The organism is Burkholderia sp. EMB26, assembly GCF_024730645.1.
GTDB lineage: Bacteria > Pseudomonadota > Gammaproteobacteria > Burkholderiales > Burkholderiaceae > Burkholderia > Burkholderia cenocepacia.
The window spans coordinates 872,060-887,273 of sequence record NZ_CP078071.1; the positions used below are offsets into that span (position 1 = coordinate 872,060).

The 15,214-nt window shown below is 67.3% G+C and carries 14 protein-coding genes; 10 read left to right on the forward strand and 4 right to left on the reverse strand.

Translation table 11 applies throughout. The features are described from left to right. The first annotated feature begins 15 nt into the window (after positions 1-15). The gene (locus KU887_RS20725) at positions 16-1,605 is read left to right on the forward strand and encodes an ABC transporter substrate-binding protein (RefSeq protein ID WP_048988045.1); all 1,590 of its coding nucleotides are present in this window, start codon (positions 16-18) and stop codon (positions 1,603-1,605) included. A gap of 152 nt (positions 1,606-1,757) precedes the next feature. Next, on the forward strand, positions 1,758-3,011 hold the full coding sequence (locus KU887_RS20730; RefSeq protein WP_258257702.1) for a hypothetical protein: 1,254 nt from the start codon (positions 1,758-1,760) through the stop codon (positions 3,009-3,011). Between the two features lie 18 nt (positions 3,012-3,029). On the opposite strand, the gene KU887_RS20735 is transcribed toward KU887_RS20730, so the two are convergent. The 4 genes from KU887_RS20735 to KU887_RS20750 all read right to left on the reverse strand — a co-directional run bounded on the left by KU887_RS20735 (position 3,030) and on the right by KU887_RS20750 (position 7,620). Next, complete coding sequence (locus KU887_RS20735) at positions 3,030-4,337, reverse strand: Nramp family divalent metal transporter (protein WP_034202215.1); 1,308 nt, start codon at positions 4,335-4,337, stop codon at positions 3,030-3,032. A 95-nt stretch (positions 4,338-4,432) separates the two neighbouring features. After that, the gene (locus KU887_RS20740; protein WP_043205542.1) at positions 4,433-5,689 is read right to left on the reverse strand and encodes an oxalate decarboxylase family bicupin; all 1,257 of its coding nucleotides are present in this window, start codon (positions 5,687-5,689) and stop codon (positions 4,433-4,435) included. A 344-nt stretch (positions 5,690-6,033) separates the two neighbouring features. Further along, positions 6,034-7,368 carry a type II toxin-antitoxin system HipA family toxin gene (locus tag KU887_RS20745; protein WP_060263409.1) on the reverse strand — a complete coding sequence of 445 codons (1,335 nt, stop codon included), beginning with the start codon at positions 7,366-7,368 and terminating at the stop codon, positions 6,034-6,036. 3 nt (positions 7,369-7,371) lie between these two features. Beyond that, positions 7,372-7,620 carry a helix-turn-helix transcriptional regulator gene (locus KU887_RS20750; RefSeq protein ID WP_006483523.1) on the reverse strand — a complete coding sequence of 83 codons (249 nt, stop codon included), beginning with the start codon at positions 7,618-7,620 and terminating at the stop codon, positions 7,372-7,374. A gap of 259 nt (positions 7,621-7,879) precedes the next feature. On the opposite strand from KU887_RS20750, the gene sapR reads away from it, so the two are divergent. The 8 genes from sapR to KU887_RS20790 all read left to right on the forward strand — a co-directional run bounded on the left by sapR (position 7,880) and on the right by KU887_RS20790 (position 15,152). Then, the gene (sapR, locus tag KU887_RS20755) at positions 7,880-8,764 is read left to right on the forward strand and encodes a sap1 transcriptional regulator SapR (RefSeq protein WP_062910428.1); all 885 of its coding nucleotides are present in this window, start codon (positions 7,880-7,882) and stop codon (positions 8,762-8,764) included. A gap of 17 nt (positions 8,765-8,781) precedes the next feature. Further along, positions 8,782-9,345, forward strand: coding sequence for a D-alanyl-D-alanine dipeptidase (ddpX, locus tag KU887_RS20760; RefSeq protein ID WP_060211194.1), 564 nt, complete (start codon positions 8,782-8,784; stop codon positions 9,343-9,345). Positions 9,346-9,415: 70 nt separating this feature from the next. Then, positions 9,416-11,017 carry an ABC transporter substrate-binding protein gene (locus KU887_RS20765; RefSeq protein WP_006483531.1) on the forward strand — a complete coding sequence of 534 codons (1,602 nt, stop codon included), beginning with the start codon at positions 9,416-9,418 and terminating at the stop codon, positions 11,015-11,017. Between the two features lie 10 nt (positions 11,018-11,027). Continuing rightward, on the forward strand, positions 11,028-12,098 hold the full coding sequence (locus KU887_RS20770) for an ABC transporter permease (RefSeq protein WP_006483536.1): 1,071 nt from the start codon (positions 11,028-11,030) through the stop codon (positions 12,096-12,098). 66 nt (positions 12,099-12,164) lie between these two features. Further along, the gene (gene nikC / locus KU887_RS20775) at positions 12,165-13,079 is read left to right on the forward strand and encodes a nickel transporter permease (protein WP_060211196.1); all 915 of its coding nucleotides are present in this window, start codon (positions 12,165-12,167) and stop codon (positions 13,077-13,079) included. A 1-nt stretch (position 13,080) separates the two neighbouring features. Beyond that, positions 13,081-13,995 carry an ABC transporter ATP-binding protein gene (locus KU887_RS20780; RefSeq protein ID WP_006483526.1) on the forward strand — a complete coding sequence of 305 codons (915 nt, stop codon included), beginning with the start codon at positions 13,081-13,083 and terminating at the stop codon, positions 13,993-13,995. Next, the gene (locus tag KU887_RS20785) at positions 13,992-14,768 is read left to right on the forward strand and encodes an ABC transporter ATP-binding protein (protein WP_034202208.1); all 777 of its coding nucleotides are present in this window, start codon (positions 13,992-13,994) and stop codon (positions 14,766-14,768) included. Before KU887_RS20780 ends, KU887_RS20785 begins: the two co-directional genes overlap by 4 nt. 129 nt (positions 14,769-14,897) lie before the next feature. Beyond that, positions 14,898-15,152, forward strand: a complete 255-nt coding sequence (locus KU887_RS20790) for a GlsB/YeaQ/YmgE family stress response membrane protein (RefSeq protein WP_006483522.1) — start codon at positions 14,898-14,900, stop codon at positions 15,150-15,152. The last annotated feature ends 62 nt before the right edge of the window (positions 15,153-15,214 follow it).

Below are 15,214 nucleotides of genomic sequence, written 5' to 3' on the forward strand. Positions count from 1 at the left end.
TTCGATGGAGCCCGCATGAAGCACCTGCTGTCCCGGCTGTTCGTCAGCGCCGCGCTCGTCGCGCTTGTTCCGGCGCTGCCGGCGCAGGCTGCCACGCCGCCCGGCATCTTCGTCGTCGCCACCCAACTCGGCGAATTCACGACCCTCGACCCGAGCGGGATCTACGAGCTGGTGCCGTCCGAATACGTCGCGAACACCTACGAGCGGCTGGTGCGCGTCGACCTGAAGGACCCGACGCGCTTCGACGGACAGATCGCGCAATCGTGGACGGTCGGCGCCGACGGCGTGACCTACACGTTCAAGCTGCGCCCGGGCCTCACGTTCCATTCCGGCAACCCGGTGACCGCCGACGACGTCGCGTGGTCGCTGCAGCGCACCATCCTGCTCGACAAGGGGCCGGCCGGCGTGCTCGCCGATCTCGGCCTCACGAAGGCGAACGTGACGCAAAAGGTGCGCGTGGTCGATCCGCAAACCGTCGTGCTCGAAACCGACCGCAAATACGCGCCGAGCTTCGTGCTCAACGTGCTGAGCGCATGCCCGGCCTCGGTCTTCGATAAAAAGCTGCTGCTGTCGCACCAGCAAGGCAACGATTTCGGCAGCGGCTGGCTGCGCACCAACGACGCGGGCTCGGGCCCGTACCAGCTCGTCAAGTGGACGCCGAACGAAACCATCGTGCTGCAGCGCTTCGACAAATACCGCACGCCATACCCGATGAAGCGCGTGGTGCTGCGCCACGTGCCCGAAGCGTCCGCGCAACGGCTGTTGCTGGAGAACGGCGACGCCGACGCCGCGCGCAACCTGAGCCCCGACAGCCTCGCCGCGCTGTCGAAGGCCGGCAAGATCAAGGTCGCGTCGTGGCCGGTGTCGGCCCTGCTGTACCTGAGCCTGAACACGAAGAACCCGAATCTCGCGAAGCCGGAGGTGCAGCAGGCGATGAAGTGGCTCGTCGATTACGACGGCATCCAGCGCAACGTCGTCAGTACGACCTACAAGGTGCATCAGACCTTCCTGCCCGAAGGCTTCCTCGGCGCGTCGAACGCGCGGCCGTACAAGCAGGACGTCGCGAAGGCGAAGGCGCTGCTCGCGAAGGCCGGCCTGCCGAACGGTTTCGACGTGACGATGGACATGCCGAACGACTATCCGTACCTCGAGATCGCGCAGGCGCTGCAGGCGAACTTCGCGCAGGGCGGCATCCGCGTGAAGCTGATCCCGGGCGACGCGAAGCAGGCGATCGGCAAGTACCGCGCGCGCCAGCACGACATCTTCATCGGCGAATGGTCGCCCGACTACATGGACCCGAACAGCAACGCGCGCGGTTTCGCGTGGAATCCGGACAACTCGGACCAGTCGCCGACCAAGATGCTCGCGTGGCGCAACAGCTGGAACATTCCGCAACTGACGAAGGACACCGAGGCCGCGCTCGTCGAGCCGTCGCCCGCGAAACGCGCGCAGCGTTACGAAGCGCTGCAGAAGGCCGTGCTCGCGAACTCGCCGTTCATCATCATGTTCGAAAAGGTCGTGCAGGTCGCCACGCGCCCCGGCGCGACCGGACCGGAAATCGGGCCGATCAACGACCTCGTGTCGTACCGGACGCTCGCGAAGTAATCGCCGCCGCCCGCGCGCGGCCACGCCGCCGCGCGGGCCAGCGCCGCGGGCCGCCGAGCCGGCGCGGGGCCTGCGCCGGGCCGTGCGGCGGCGATCTACAATGACCGGCATCGCGCGGACACCGCGCCGGGCACACGTAACGGGACACCAACATGCATTCGAGCGAGCACGCAGTCTGCGTGGCGATCAACGACAACAACCGCGCGTGGTACGAAATGCTCGTGCCGTTCCTGCTGTCGCTGCGGCACGCCGGCTACGACGGGCGGATCGCGGTGATCGGCTACGGGCTGTCCGAGCGCAAACGGCAGACTCTCGCGAGCCAGTCGGTCGACGTGATCGACGCGTCGAGCGCCTATGCGCTGCCGGTCGGCCGCTTCATCGAGGCCGCCGGGTATTGCGCGCGCCATCCGCAGATCCGCAAGCTCGCGCTGTACGACGCGGACATCTGGTTCTGCGCGCCGCAGTTCGACCTGTTCTCGCAGATCGGCGACGACCGGCTCCACGTGTGCCCCGACCCGCTGTTCTGCACGTTCGTCGTCACGCCGCTGATCGGCGAGCGGCGCGACCATCACTGGCGCCTCGTCGTCGACGAAGTCAACGCGCGCCACGGCGGTGCGCTGCAAGCCGGGCTCGTCGCCGGAACCGCCGACGCATGGGCGCATTATGCCGACCACCTGCGCGACTGCATCGCCCGCATCGGCACCGATTTCCAGGAATGCTTCGGCATCGACACGACGTTCCTGCACCTGTGGAGCGCGCAAGGCGAAACGGCGCTGCTCGACCCGGTCCAGAACTTCGTCAGCAAGTACGGCATTCACGAATCGTTCGACGCGGGCACCGGCACGACGACGCTCAGGTACCACGGCGAGCCGATCCGTGCGCTGCACATGACCGGCGACATCCGCTTCCTCGACCGGTGGCGCTACTACGCGAACCACACCGACGCCTCGCTGCGCGACGGCCAGCCGTTCGCGCTGTCGGACGGCACGCCGGCGCCGTCCGATGCGGTCGCCGCCCGCATCGCGGCGGCGGATTACGTGCGTTCGGCCGGGCTGACCGTTGCGTCCGCCGCGATCGAGACAAGCGCGGGCGCGTACCTGCAGGCGATCGACGAACCGGGCGGCACGATGCTCGTCGGCAGCGGCAACCACGAAGTCGTGTTCACCGCGACCCGCGACATCGCACGGCTGAACGTCTACGTCACGCATCCGTCCGGTTCGCCGTCGCCGCTGCTGTGCGAGGTGCGGGTCGACGGCCACGCGCAGCGCAAGGGCACCGAACTGATGGCGCATTTCTGGTACCAGGTGGCGGCCGGCGCCGTCATCACGCTGCGTGCGACGAGCCTCGGCGGCCAGCAGTGCAACGCGATCTGGCGGCTGCGTGAAGCGCCGGACATGCAGCAGTAAGCGCCTGCCCGCACCGGTTCAATTGAAGGCCGCCCATACCAGGTACGCATTCAGCCCGACGATCACGACCGTCGCCGCGCCGGCGACGATCCGCAGCGGCATCCGCAGCGCGTAAGCGCCCATCACGTCTTCGCGCGCCGACAGTATCAGCAGCGCGATCATCGGCATCGGCAGCACGAAACTCAGCACGACCTGGCTCGCCACCATCGCCCGCGTGACGTCGCAGCCGAGCGCGACCACCACGAACGCGGGCGCGATCGTCACCGCGCGCCGCACCCAGAGCGACATGCGGCGGTGGATGAAGCCCTGCATCACGACCTGCCCGGCCATCGTGCCGACCACCGAGCTCGACACGCCCGACGTCAGCAGCGCGACGAGAAACAGCGCGCCGGCCGCCGGCCCGAGCACCGGGATCAGCGTGTGATAGGCGTCGCCGATGTCGGTCATGCCCGGCGCAGTCGCGTGAAACGCCGACGATGCCATCATCACCATCGCGAGATTCACGAACCCGGCGAGCCCCAGCGCGACCACCACTTCGCGATTCGAGAACCGCACGAGCCGCCGCCGCTCTCCGTCGTCGCGCGGGGCGGTGCGATCCTGCGTGAGACCCGAATGCAGATACAGCGTGTGCGGCATGATCGTCGCGCCGATGATCCCGACCGCGATCGTCAGCGCCGCGTGATCCGGAATCTGCGGGACCACCAGATGGAACGCGGCCGCGTGCCAGTCCTGCGGCGCGATCAGCAGTTCGCCGAGATAGCACGCGCCGATCACGCCGACCAGCGCCGCGATCGCCGCTTCCAGCGGCCGGAAGCCTCGCTTTTCGAGCGCGAGGATCGCGCAGGTCGCGAACGCGGTCGCGATCATCCCCGCGAACAGCGACGAATGGCACAACAACCCGAACGCGAGCGCGCCGCCGAGAAATTCGGCGAGATCGGTCGCCATCGCGGCGATCTCGGAAGCCATCCACATGCCCCACACGACCGGCACGGGGAAACGGTCGCGGCACAGTTCGGCGAGATTGCGGCCGGTCACGATGCCGAGCTTCGCCGACATCGCCTGGAACAGCATCGCGATCGCGTTCGCGGCCAGCACGACCCACAGCAGCCGGTAACCGTACGCGGCGCCGGCCTGGATGTTGGTCGCGAAGTTGCCGGGGTCCATGTAGCCGATCGACGCGATCACGGCCGGGCCGACGAACGGCAGCAGCGCGGCGACGCCGGTGCGGCGCCCTTCCAGCGCGGCGCGCGCCGCGCCGTCGGTGTGCTCGGTGGACAGGCCCGGCAGCGCAAGGCCGCCGGCAGGTTTGCTCGGGACGGGAAGCATGGTGGAGTTTCCGTTCGAATGACGCAGACTGATTCGGGAGCGGGCACCGTGGCCGGCATGCCGCCTGCCGGCCACGGCGCTGTGCGAAGACCGCGTTACAGCGGCACGACGTCGGGACGATTGCGCGGAAACTGCGCGATCACGTCCGGCGCGACGTTCAGGTGCGCTTCGACGAGCTTCGGCGGCGTATGCGCGAGCCAGTCGGACAACGACACCTCCGCATAGCGGTCGGTCTTGAAGATCTCGAGGAACACGAGGTCGGTCTGGCCGGTGTTCTGCACGTAGTGCCCGAGGCTCTTCTTCACATAGCCGACGTCGCCCGCGCGGAAATCGGCCGTCTGCGCCTTCGGCCCCGTGTCGAACACCGTCATCCGCGCCTCGCCCTGCAGGTAGTACTGCCATTCGTCGGCGTTCGGGTGCCAGTGCAGTTCGCGCATGCCGCCGGGATGCACGGTGACGAGTGCCGCCGCGACGGTCGTCGACACGTTGAAGTTGGTGCTGTCCGCGATCCGCACCTCGCCGCCGCGCGTCTTTTTGACCGGCTTCATGTCGCCGAGCGAAAAGATGAACGGATGCGGCGGCGCACCGGCCGATGCGGCGGATGCGCGCTGCGCGTCCGCGAGCGGGCCCGGTTCGTCGCCCTGGAAGATCCACAGGTTGTCGAGCGGCACGTTCCTGAACGCGTCGGCCGGCACGCCGAAGTTGAGCGCGAGCACGTCGGGCGGCGTATGCGCGATCCAGTCGGTCAGCAACAGCGTGTTGAATTCCGAGGCGCGGCCGTTATCGAACGCGAGCAGGAATTCGGCGCCGTCGCTGCCGAGGCCCTGCAGCGAATGCGGCAGGCCGGGCGGGAAATACCAGAGATCGCCGGTCTTGACGTCCTGCACCGACGGCCGCCCGAGTTCGTCGAGCACCGTGATCCGGCAACGGCCGTCGAGCATGATGGCCCACTCGGCCTGCTGGTGCCAGTGCATCTCGCGAATGCCGCCGCGCGTCAGCCGCATGTTGACGCCGGAAATGGTTTCGGAAATCGCAAAATCGTCCTGCGTCACTTCGCGCGCCCATCCGCCATTTTGAATGCGTTTATGAGCATTATTGAAAGACGCCCAGAATAACGGCATCCCGTTGATATCAGTGGCCGGCGGATCCTGAAAAGACGGGAATTGATTGGCAATGGCCGGATTTTTTGGCCCCGGGTCGGTCAGGCTCTGGCGGTTGCGGGCATTTACCGCGCCTTCCGGCGGACTGTCCGGATTACCGAACGAGGCGGCCTTGGCCGATACCGCGATGCCCGCGGCGGCGATGGCGCCGGCCGTACCGGCCAGCATCTTGCGTCGAGAAAGATTCGTCATGATTTCCTCTTCATCCCTGCAATCGAGAGAATTTCCATTACGGAACACTTGCTGTTTCTTCGAATTACCGAAAATCAAACATCCCGTGACGCAAGTTAAATCCAGATTCATCTAAAAATTAAATGAATTATTAAGATGAATTAATGATTTAATCTGATCGGCTTTAATTTTGTAATTATTGCGATGCAGCAGGGGATGAATGGCGAGGAAAAGAAATCGATATGCGCACCGCGCGATGGCAGCCCACTGCCATCGATTCAGGTGGCCTGGCGCGCCACCCGGAACGGAAAAATACGGATGCGCCGGCTTTCACCTGCCCGGCCGGGACCGGGCCCGGGCCCGCGTCACTCCCGCGGCATGTCGGCGAGTCGCTGCGCGGCGAAGCGCAATCCGCCGAGAATGCGTTCGGCGATCCTTGCCGGAAACCCGGCCGGCAGCGCCGCGCCGACCGATTCGATCACATGTGGCGTCATTGCAATGAGTCGTTCGACGATCGGTGTCGCGATATCGCCAAGCAGGCAATGCTCCGCCATCGCAGTGAAGTGCCGGCGCGTGATGTCGCGCATCGCATAGTGCTTGCGCTTGCCGTGCACGGCCATCGCGAGCTTCGCCTTGTGCCACGACCACTGGTTCGCGCCATCTCCTTCGACCGGCCAGATCGACATCACGTCGTAGAGCGGCGTCAGACGGAAGCGGCCGCCCGGCAGCAGGCGCAGGCTGAAGTTCTTCGCATGCCCGTCCGGTGCGGCAAGCATCCAGAACACCACCAATGCGGTGAACAGCGTGTCGAGGTCGGCCTGCGCCGTTTCCGACCGGCGCAGGATGCCGGCCAGATCGGGCACGCCGGGGCCGCCCTGCGATTCGTATTTCAGATGCGGCGGCACGCCGAGCGCTTGGCAGAAATCCTCTTGCGGCAAGCGCAACAGCCGGCCGCCGTCACGATGCAGCGCGCGATCGAAGCGCGCGACCGACAGCACCTTGTGTTCGCCGAAACGCACGATGTCGGCATCCGCCGTCGGCAGGCCGAACGCGCGCAGGATCGCGAGGCACAGCCACTCGTTTTCGACGGAAGTCGTCAGATCCGCACGCTTGTTGCCGACCAGCCCGAGCGGCAACTTGAGGATATGCGTGGTCGGCGTCGCGCCATGCGGACGCATCCATCGCCCGTCGTGAAACAGCAGCGCGGTCTTTTCCTGCGCGCCGGCCAGCGACAGGCGGAAGTCGTCGTCGTCCTGCGCACCGCCCGCCGCCCCGCTCGCCTGATCGAGCACACGCGCCACGTCGTCGTCGGACAACGGCATACCGTCGATCCGGTCATGGCCGGCCGGGGTTTCATCCTCGCCGAGCAACTGCACCGCGCCGACGCAGTCCCGGCCGAGCGCGGCGAGCAGATCGAACGGCTCGGTCGTCGCCGTGCCGAACCGCGACGCAAGCCGGCGCCGAATGGCGTCGCTGTCGGGCAGCAGATTATCGAAGTAGTGATTGACGCGCTCGCCGCGCAACGGCGCATCACCGACGCCGAACGGCAGCGACAGCGACAGCGGGCGGCCTGCATCCGACTGTTTCCAGCCGGCGTCGTACAGCAGTTCCATGTCGCCGCGCGCGGGAATCCGCCAGATTCCGACCCGCACGCCATTGGCCCAGATCGATAGCGCGCGGCTGTGCGATTTGCGTCCCATCGATTACCACTCGACGTTGGCAGCGTCGCGCCCGTCCTTCGTGCGGATGCTGAGCTCGAGACCGTACAGCGCGGTCAGTTCGAGCAACTGCTTGAGCGACAGGCTTTCGGTGCGGAGCGTTTCCAGCGACGACAGGCGCGATTGGCCGACGCCGATGCGCGCCGCCGCTTCGGCTTGCGTCAGCCCCTTGGCCTGACGCGCGGACGACAGGATTTCGCCCAGTTGAGCAGGGGTATTGACGATGAGATTCACGGCTGGAGTCCTGTATGCGATCCATGCAGTATATCTCTGACAGGCATAAACGCAAATTATCTCTGATAGAGATAAACGTAAAATATTCCTGTCAGAAATATTTCCACCCGCCAGTGCGTAGCTCCCCCAGTCGTTGCACGCACGCCCAGCCCGCTATCGCTCACCGCCACCCGATAGTTTTTATCCGCTGGCGTGAATGATTTTGGCTTTGTCAGATAGATGACATCAAATCACTAAATGACAACGATCTAACAGCTCGATGACCTGCGCCTTCGCCCATACCGTCGAATCCCGCTTTGCCGAGCTGACGCCGACCGCGAAGCGCATCGCGAGCTACATGCTCGCGAACCTCGATCGGCTCGGGCTCGAAACCGCCGACCAGATCGCGCAGCAGACCGGCACCAGCGGCATTTCGGTCGGGCGTTTCCTGCGCAGCGTCGGCTACCGCAATCTCGACGACCTGAAGCGCGAACTGCGCGGCGGCGGCGATCGCCCGTGGATGATCACCGACCGGCTCGACGAATACCGCCGCATCGCCGGCACGCCATCGGCCGAGCGCAACGGCGGCAACGGCAGCGCCGGCACGCTGGCGTCGTCACTCGAACGCGAGCTCGACGCGATCCGCCACGTGTACCGCCTGACCGAAGGCCCGGTGTTCGCGCAGGTCGCCGACCGGATCGCACGTGCCGATGCCGTATTCATCCTCGGCATCCAGTCGACCCGCGGCATCAGCAACGCATTCAGCAGCTACCTCGAATACCTGCGCCCGCGCGTGTTCTATTCCGACGGCCAGTCGGGCTCGTACGTCGATTCGCTGAACTCCGAATTCGAGCATCCGTACTGCATCGTCACCGATACGCGCGCGTATTCGCGCAGCGCGCGCCGCTATTGCCAGGCGGCCGCCGAACGCGGGCAGCCGTTCGCGCTGGTGACCGACCTGTCGTGCCCGTGGGCGCGCGAATGGCCGGCCGATCTGCTGCAGGTGAAGACCGACGTCGGCCAGTTCTGGGATTCGCTCGCGCCGCTCACCTGCCTGTTCAACCTGCTGATCACGGCCGTGGTCGATCGCCTCGGTCCCGCGATCGACCGGCGCGTCGCGCGCAACCGCGAACTGCAGCGCACGTTCGACCAGTTCGAATCCTGAGCGAGCCCACCCTGCCGATGAACGATCACCGCCTCGTCGAAATCACGCCCGCCACGCATCGCGTCGAGATCGATCTCGTCTACGCGACCGACCGCAACCTGACCGGCAAGCCGATCTACCGCAACGCGCACTGCCTGCTGCTCGAGCCCGCCGAAGCCGCATTGCGCCGCGCGGTGGAGGTCGCCGCGCAGGCCGGCGTCACGCTGCGCCTCTACGACGCCTACCGGCCGCCGCAGGCGCAGCAGGTGCTGTGGGATTTCCTGCCCGATCCGAACTTCGTCGCCGACCTCGGCCGCGGCTCGAATCACAGCCGCGGCACCGCGCTCGACCTGACGCTCGTCGGCGCGAACGGCGCGCCGCTCGACATGGGCACCGGCTTCGACGAGATGGTCGCCGCATCGGGCCACTTTCACGCGGGGCTGCCCGAACACGTGCAACGCAACCGCCTGCTGCTGCTCGGCGTGATGCATGCGGCCGGCTTCGCGCACATCGACAGCGAATGGTGGCACTACGAACTGCCCGGCTCGCGCGCGTTGCCGCAGATCGACAATGCGGCGAGCGGCCCGTGGCGCCTGATGTAACGACGATCCACGCCTCCTTTTTCATGCACGTCCACGTTCAACGACTCAAACGACAGATGGAGAAGCGCACATGACATTCCCGACCTCCCGGCTCGTCGCGGCGCTGGCCGCCGCGTCCGTATTCGCCGCCGTTCCGCTTGCCGCCGCGCATGCGGAAACGCCGAAGGACATGTTCGTGATGGCCACGCTGCTCGACGAATTCACGACGCTCGATCCGGGCGAGATCTACGAGCTGGTGCCGGAGGAATACGTCGCGAACACGTACGACCGGCTCGTGCGCGTCGACCTGCGCGATCCGTCGAAATTCAACGGCGACGTCGCGCAGTCGTGGACCGTGAGCCCCGACGGCCTGACCTATACGTTCAAGCTGCGCACCGGCCTGAAGTTCCACTCGGGCAACCCGCTGACGGCCGACGACGTCGCGTGGTCGATCCAGCGCGCGGTGCTGCTCGACAAGGGGCCGGCCGCGGTGCTGACCGGCATCGGCCTCACGAAGGCGAACGTCGTCGCGAACGTGAAGAAGCTCGACGACGCGACGGTGTCGGTCACGACCGACCGCAAGTACGCGCCGACCTTCGTGCTGAACGTGCTCGGTTCGTGGCCCGCATCGGTGCTCGACAAGAAGTTGCTGCTGTCGCACCAGCAGGGCAACGACTTCGGCAACGGCTGGCTGAAAACCAACGAAGCGGGCTCCGGCGCCTACAGGCTGGTCAAGTGGACGGCCGGCGACAGCGTCGTGCTGCAGCGCTTCGACGGCTACCGGCTGCCGCTCGCGATGAAGCGCATCGTGCTGCGCCACGTGCCCGAAGCCGCGAGCCAGCGCCTGCTGCTGGAGAACGGCGACGTCGACGCGGCACGCGACCTGAGCCCCGACGATCTGGCGTCGGTCGTGAAGTCGGGCAAGGCGAAGGTAGCGGCCTCGCCGCAGGCGACGCTGCTGTATCTCGGCCTGAACACGAAGAACCCGACGCTTGCGAAACCCGACGTGCAGGAAGCGCTGAAATGGCTCGTCGACTATGCGGGGATCCAGGGCAACGTCGTGAAGACGACCTACAAGGTGCACCAGACCTTCCTGCCCGAGGGCTTCCTCGGTGCGCTGAACACGAACCCGTACAAGCTCGACATCGCGAAGGCGAAGGCGCTGCTCGCGAAGGCCGGCGTGCCCGGCGGCTTTTCGGTGACGATGGACGTGCGCAACGACTATCCGTACACGGAGATCGCGCAGGCCGTGCAGGCGAACTTCGCGCAGGCGGGCATCAAGGTGCAGCTGATTCCCGGCGACAACAAGCAGACGCTCGCGAAATACCGCGCGCGCCAGCACGACATCTACATCGGCGAATGGTCGGCCGACTACATCGATCCGCACAGCAACGCGCAGGGTTTTGCGTGGAATCCGGACAACACCGACAAGTCGAGCTATAAAATGCTGGCCTGGCGCAACAGCTGGGACATCCCGCAACTGACGAAGGAAACCGACACCGCGCTCGCCGAACCGACCGCCGCGAAACGCGCGCAGCTGTATCAGGCGATGCAGAAGGAAGTGCTCGCACGCTCGCCGTTCGTGATCATGTTCGAGAAAGTCGCGCAGGTCGCGACGCGGCCCGGCGTGAGCGGGCTCGAAGTCGGGCCGATCAACGATCTGGTGTCGTACCGCAACCTGAAGAAGCAATAAGATTCGCCGCATGTCGACTCCCGCCTCCTCCCTCGAAGCACTGCGCACGCTGCCCGCGCGGCGCCCGGCCGTGCGCTGGGCACTGCGCGTGCTGCGCTGGGCGCTCACGCTCGCCGTCACGTTCGCGGGGCTGCTCGCGCTGACGTTCGTGATCGGCCGCAAGGTGCCGATCGATCCCGTGCTCGCGATCCTCGGCGATCGGGCGTCGGCCGAGGCGTACGCGGCCGAGCGCATCGCGCTCGGGCTCGACAAGCCGCTCGTCACGCAATTCCTGATCTATGCGCGCGACGTGCTGCACGGCAATCTCGGCGTGTCGCTGCTGACCGCGAACCCGGTGCTCGACGACATCAAGCGCGTGTTCCCGGCCACGCTCGAACTGGCGACCATCGCGACGCTGATCGGCATCGCGATCGGCGTGCCGCTCGGCGTCGCGGCCGCCGTGAAGCACAACCGCCCGATCGATCACATCGCGCGCTTCGTCGGGCTGATCGGCAATTCGGTCCCGGTGTTCTGGCTCGGGCTGATGGGGCTGCTGCTGTTCTATGCGCGGCTGCACTGGGTCGGCGGCCCCGGCCGGCTCGATCCCGTCTACGACGGCATGGTCGACCCGCGCACCGGCAGCCTGCTGCTCGACGCGGCGCTCGCGGGCGAGTGGGACGTCTTCCGCAACGCGGTGTCGCACATCGCGCTGCCGGCCGCGATCCTCGGCTACTACTCGGTCGCGTATCTGAGCCGCATGACGCGCTCGTTCATGCTCGACCAGCTGAACCAGGAATACATCGTCACCGCGCGCGCGAAGGGCCTGTCCGAGCGACGCGTGATCTGGCGGCATGCGTTCGGCAACATCGCGGTGCCGCTCCTGACCGTGATCGCGCTCACGTACAGCAACCTGCTGGAAGGCTCGGTGCTGACCGAGATCGTGTTCGCGTGGCCGGGGCTCGGCTCGTACCTGACCGGCGCGCTGCTGAACGCCGACATGAACGCGGTGCTCGGCGCGACGCTCGTGATCGGCGCGATGTTCATCACCGTCAACCTGCTGACCGACGCGCTGTACCGCGTGTTCGATCCGCGTGCGCGCTGAGGGCCGCTCCGACATGACCGCTTCCCCCCTGCTTCTTTCATCGTCCATGCCGAAGGTCGTCCAACCATGAGCGCCGAGCGTCTCTCCCTGCGCGCGTGGCTGCTGTCCGACGCGCCCGCGTCGCGCTCGCAGGCCGCATTCGGCCTCGCGTACCGGCGCTGGCGCCGGTTCGCCACGAATCCGCTCAACCTGTTCGGGCTCGCGATCCTGGTCGCGCTGATCGCGGTCGCGATCGTCGGCCCGCTGATCATGCCGCACGATCCGCTGCGCCAGGTGCTGTCCGACCGGCTGCTGCCGCCGGGCTCGCCGTCGCACTGGTTCGGCACCGACCAGCTCGGCCGCGACATCCTCTCGCGGCTGATCGCCGGCTCGCGCCTGACGCTCGGCATCGCGCTGCTGGTCGTCGTGATCGTCGTGCCGATCGGCCTGCTGATCGGCACCACGGCCGGCTATTGCGGCGGCTTCGTCGACAGCGTGCTGATGCGCATCACCGACATCGCGCTCGCATTCCCGAAGATCGTGCTCGCGCTCGCGTTCGCGGCCGCGCTCGGCCCCGGCGTGATCAACGCGGTCGTCGCGATCTCGATCACCGCGTGGCCCGCGTATGCGCGGCTCGCGCGCGCCGAAACGATCCGCATCGCGCAGGCCGACTACATCCACGCGGCGCGGCTGCAAGGCGCGTCGGGCCCGCGCATCCTGCTGCGCTACATCATGCCGCTGTGCATGTCGTCGGTGATCGTGCGCGCGACGCTCGACATGGCCGGCATCATCCTGACCGTCGCGGGCCTCGGCTTTCTCGGCCTCGGCGCGCAGCCGCCGAGCCCCGAGTGGGGCTTCATGGTCGCGTCGGGCCGCAACGTACTGCTCGACGCGTGGTGGGTCGCGACGCTGCCCGGCATCGCGATCCTGCTCGTGAGCCTCGCGTTCAACCTGCTCGGCGACGGGCTGCGCGACGTCTTCGATCCCCGCCATGGAGCGTGACATGCCGATGCATTCCACCGCCGCGCCGGCACCGCTCTGCGAGATCGACGGGCTGAAGATCGGTTTCCGCGGGCACGACGGCAGCGTCACCGACGCCGTGCGCGACCTGTCGCTGACGCTCGCGCCGGGCGAGCGGCTCGGCATCGTCGGCGAATCGGGCTCCGGCAAGTCGCTGACCGGCCGCGCGCTGCTCGGTCTGCTGCCCGACGCCGCGCGCTGGTCGGCGCGCACGATGCGCTTCGCGGGCCACGACCTGCTCGCGATGTCGCCGCGCGAGCGCCGGCGGCTGTGCGGCAGCCAGATGGGCATGATTCTGCAGGACCCGAAATATTCGCTGAACCCGGTGATGACGGTCGCGAAGCAGATGGGCGAGGCGTTCCGGCTGCACGAGCCGGGCCTGCGCGGCCGTGCGCTGCGCGAGCGGATCGTTGACGCGCTCGCGGCCGTGCAGATCCGCGACCCGGCGCGCGTCGCCGATGCGTATCCGCACGAGTTGTCGGGCGGCATGGGCCAGCGCGTGATGATCGCGATGATGGTGTCGACCGGCCCGCGCCTCTTGATCGCCGACGAGCCGACCTCCGCGCTCGACGTCGCGGTGTCGATGCAGGTGCTCGCGGTGCTCGACGCGATGATCGCGCGGCACGGCACGGGCCTGATGTTCATCAGCCACGACCTGCCGCTCGTGATGTCGTTCTGCGACCGCGTCGCGGTGATGTATGCGGGCCGCGTGGTCGAGACCTGCGCCGCGCGCGACCTGCGCGACGCCACGCATCCCTATACGCGCGGGCTGCTCGCGGCGAATCCGCCGCTCGCGGACCCGCCCGACGAACTGCCGGTGCTGCGGCGTGACCCGGCATGGCTCGAGCCCGCGCCGCCGGCCGCCGCGAGAACCGATCGACAGGAGGCCGCACGATGATCGACGTCGATCATGCATCGATCCGTTTCCCGACCCGCACGGGTCACGTCGACGCCGTGCGCGACGCGAGCTTCGCGGTGCGCGACGGCGAAGTGTTCGGGCTGGTCGGCGAATCGGGCTCCGGCAAGTCGACGCTGCTGCGGGCGCTGACGGGCCTCGTGCCGCTCGCGTCCGGCAGCCTGTCGATCGACGGCCGCCCGGTGGGCGGCACGCCCGATCGCGCGTTCCGCCGCCACGTGCAGATGGTGTTCCAGGATCCGTATGCATCGCTGCATCCGCGCTTCACCGTCGACCAGACGCTGCGCGAGCCGCTGTCGATCCATGCGATCGGCGACGCCGATGCGCGGATCGCCCGCGCGCTGTCCGAAGTCGGCCTCGGCCCGGCGTTCCGCTTCCGCTATCCGCACCAGTTGTCCGGCGGCCAGCGGCAGCGCGTCGCGATCGCCCGCGCGCTGATCGTCGAGCCGCGCGTGCTGCTGCTCGACGAGCCGACGTCCGCGCTCGACGTGTCGGTGCAGGCCGAGATCCTGAACCTGTTGCGCCGCCTGCATCGCGAACGCAACCTGACGATGATCCTCGTCAGCCACAACCTCGCGGTGATCGGCTTCCTGTGCCAGCGCGTCGCCGTGATGCAGCACGGCGAGATCGTCGAGCAGCTGCGGATCGAGGACGTGCGCGCCGGACGGGTCGCTCGCGACTACACGCGCACGCTGCTGAATGCGACCGAAGGCTACCGCCGTCTCGACCCGGTGGTCGACGCGCCTGCCTCGTGACATCCGCCGGACGCGAACGCATGCGATACTGCGCACGCCACGCGCCGGCTTGCCGCCGCATGGAACCCTTGCGTACCGCACGGGTCAACTTCCTTTCGTCAACAGCTCAATCGCAATAGGGAGGCGTTCATGCTGCAATTCATCGAAACCCTGGTCGTCGGGCTCATCGTCGGCCTCCTCGCCCGCGCGTTCAAGCCGGGCGACGACAAGATGGGCATCCTGATGACCATCGTGCTCGGCGTCGTCGGCTCACTGGTGGCCGGCTATGTCGGCCGCGCCGCCGGCTGGTATGCGCCGGGCCAGGGCGCCGGCTGGATCGCGTCGATCATCGGTGCGATCGTGCTGCTCGTCGTCGTGGGTGCGATCCGCAAGCGCACGAGCTGAACACCGCGCGCCCCGCACCAGCGCAAAACGGCCGCTCGATCATGAACTGACCCCACGAAGTT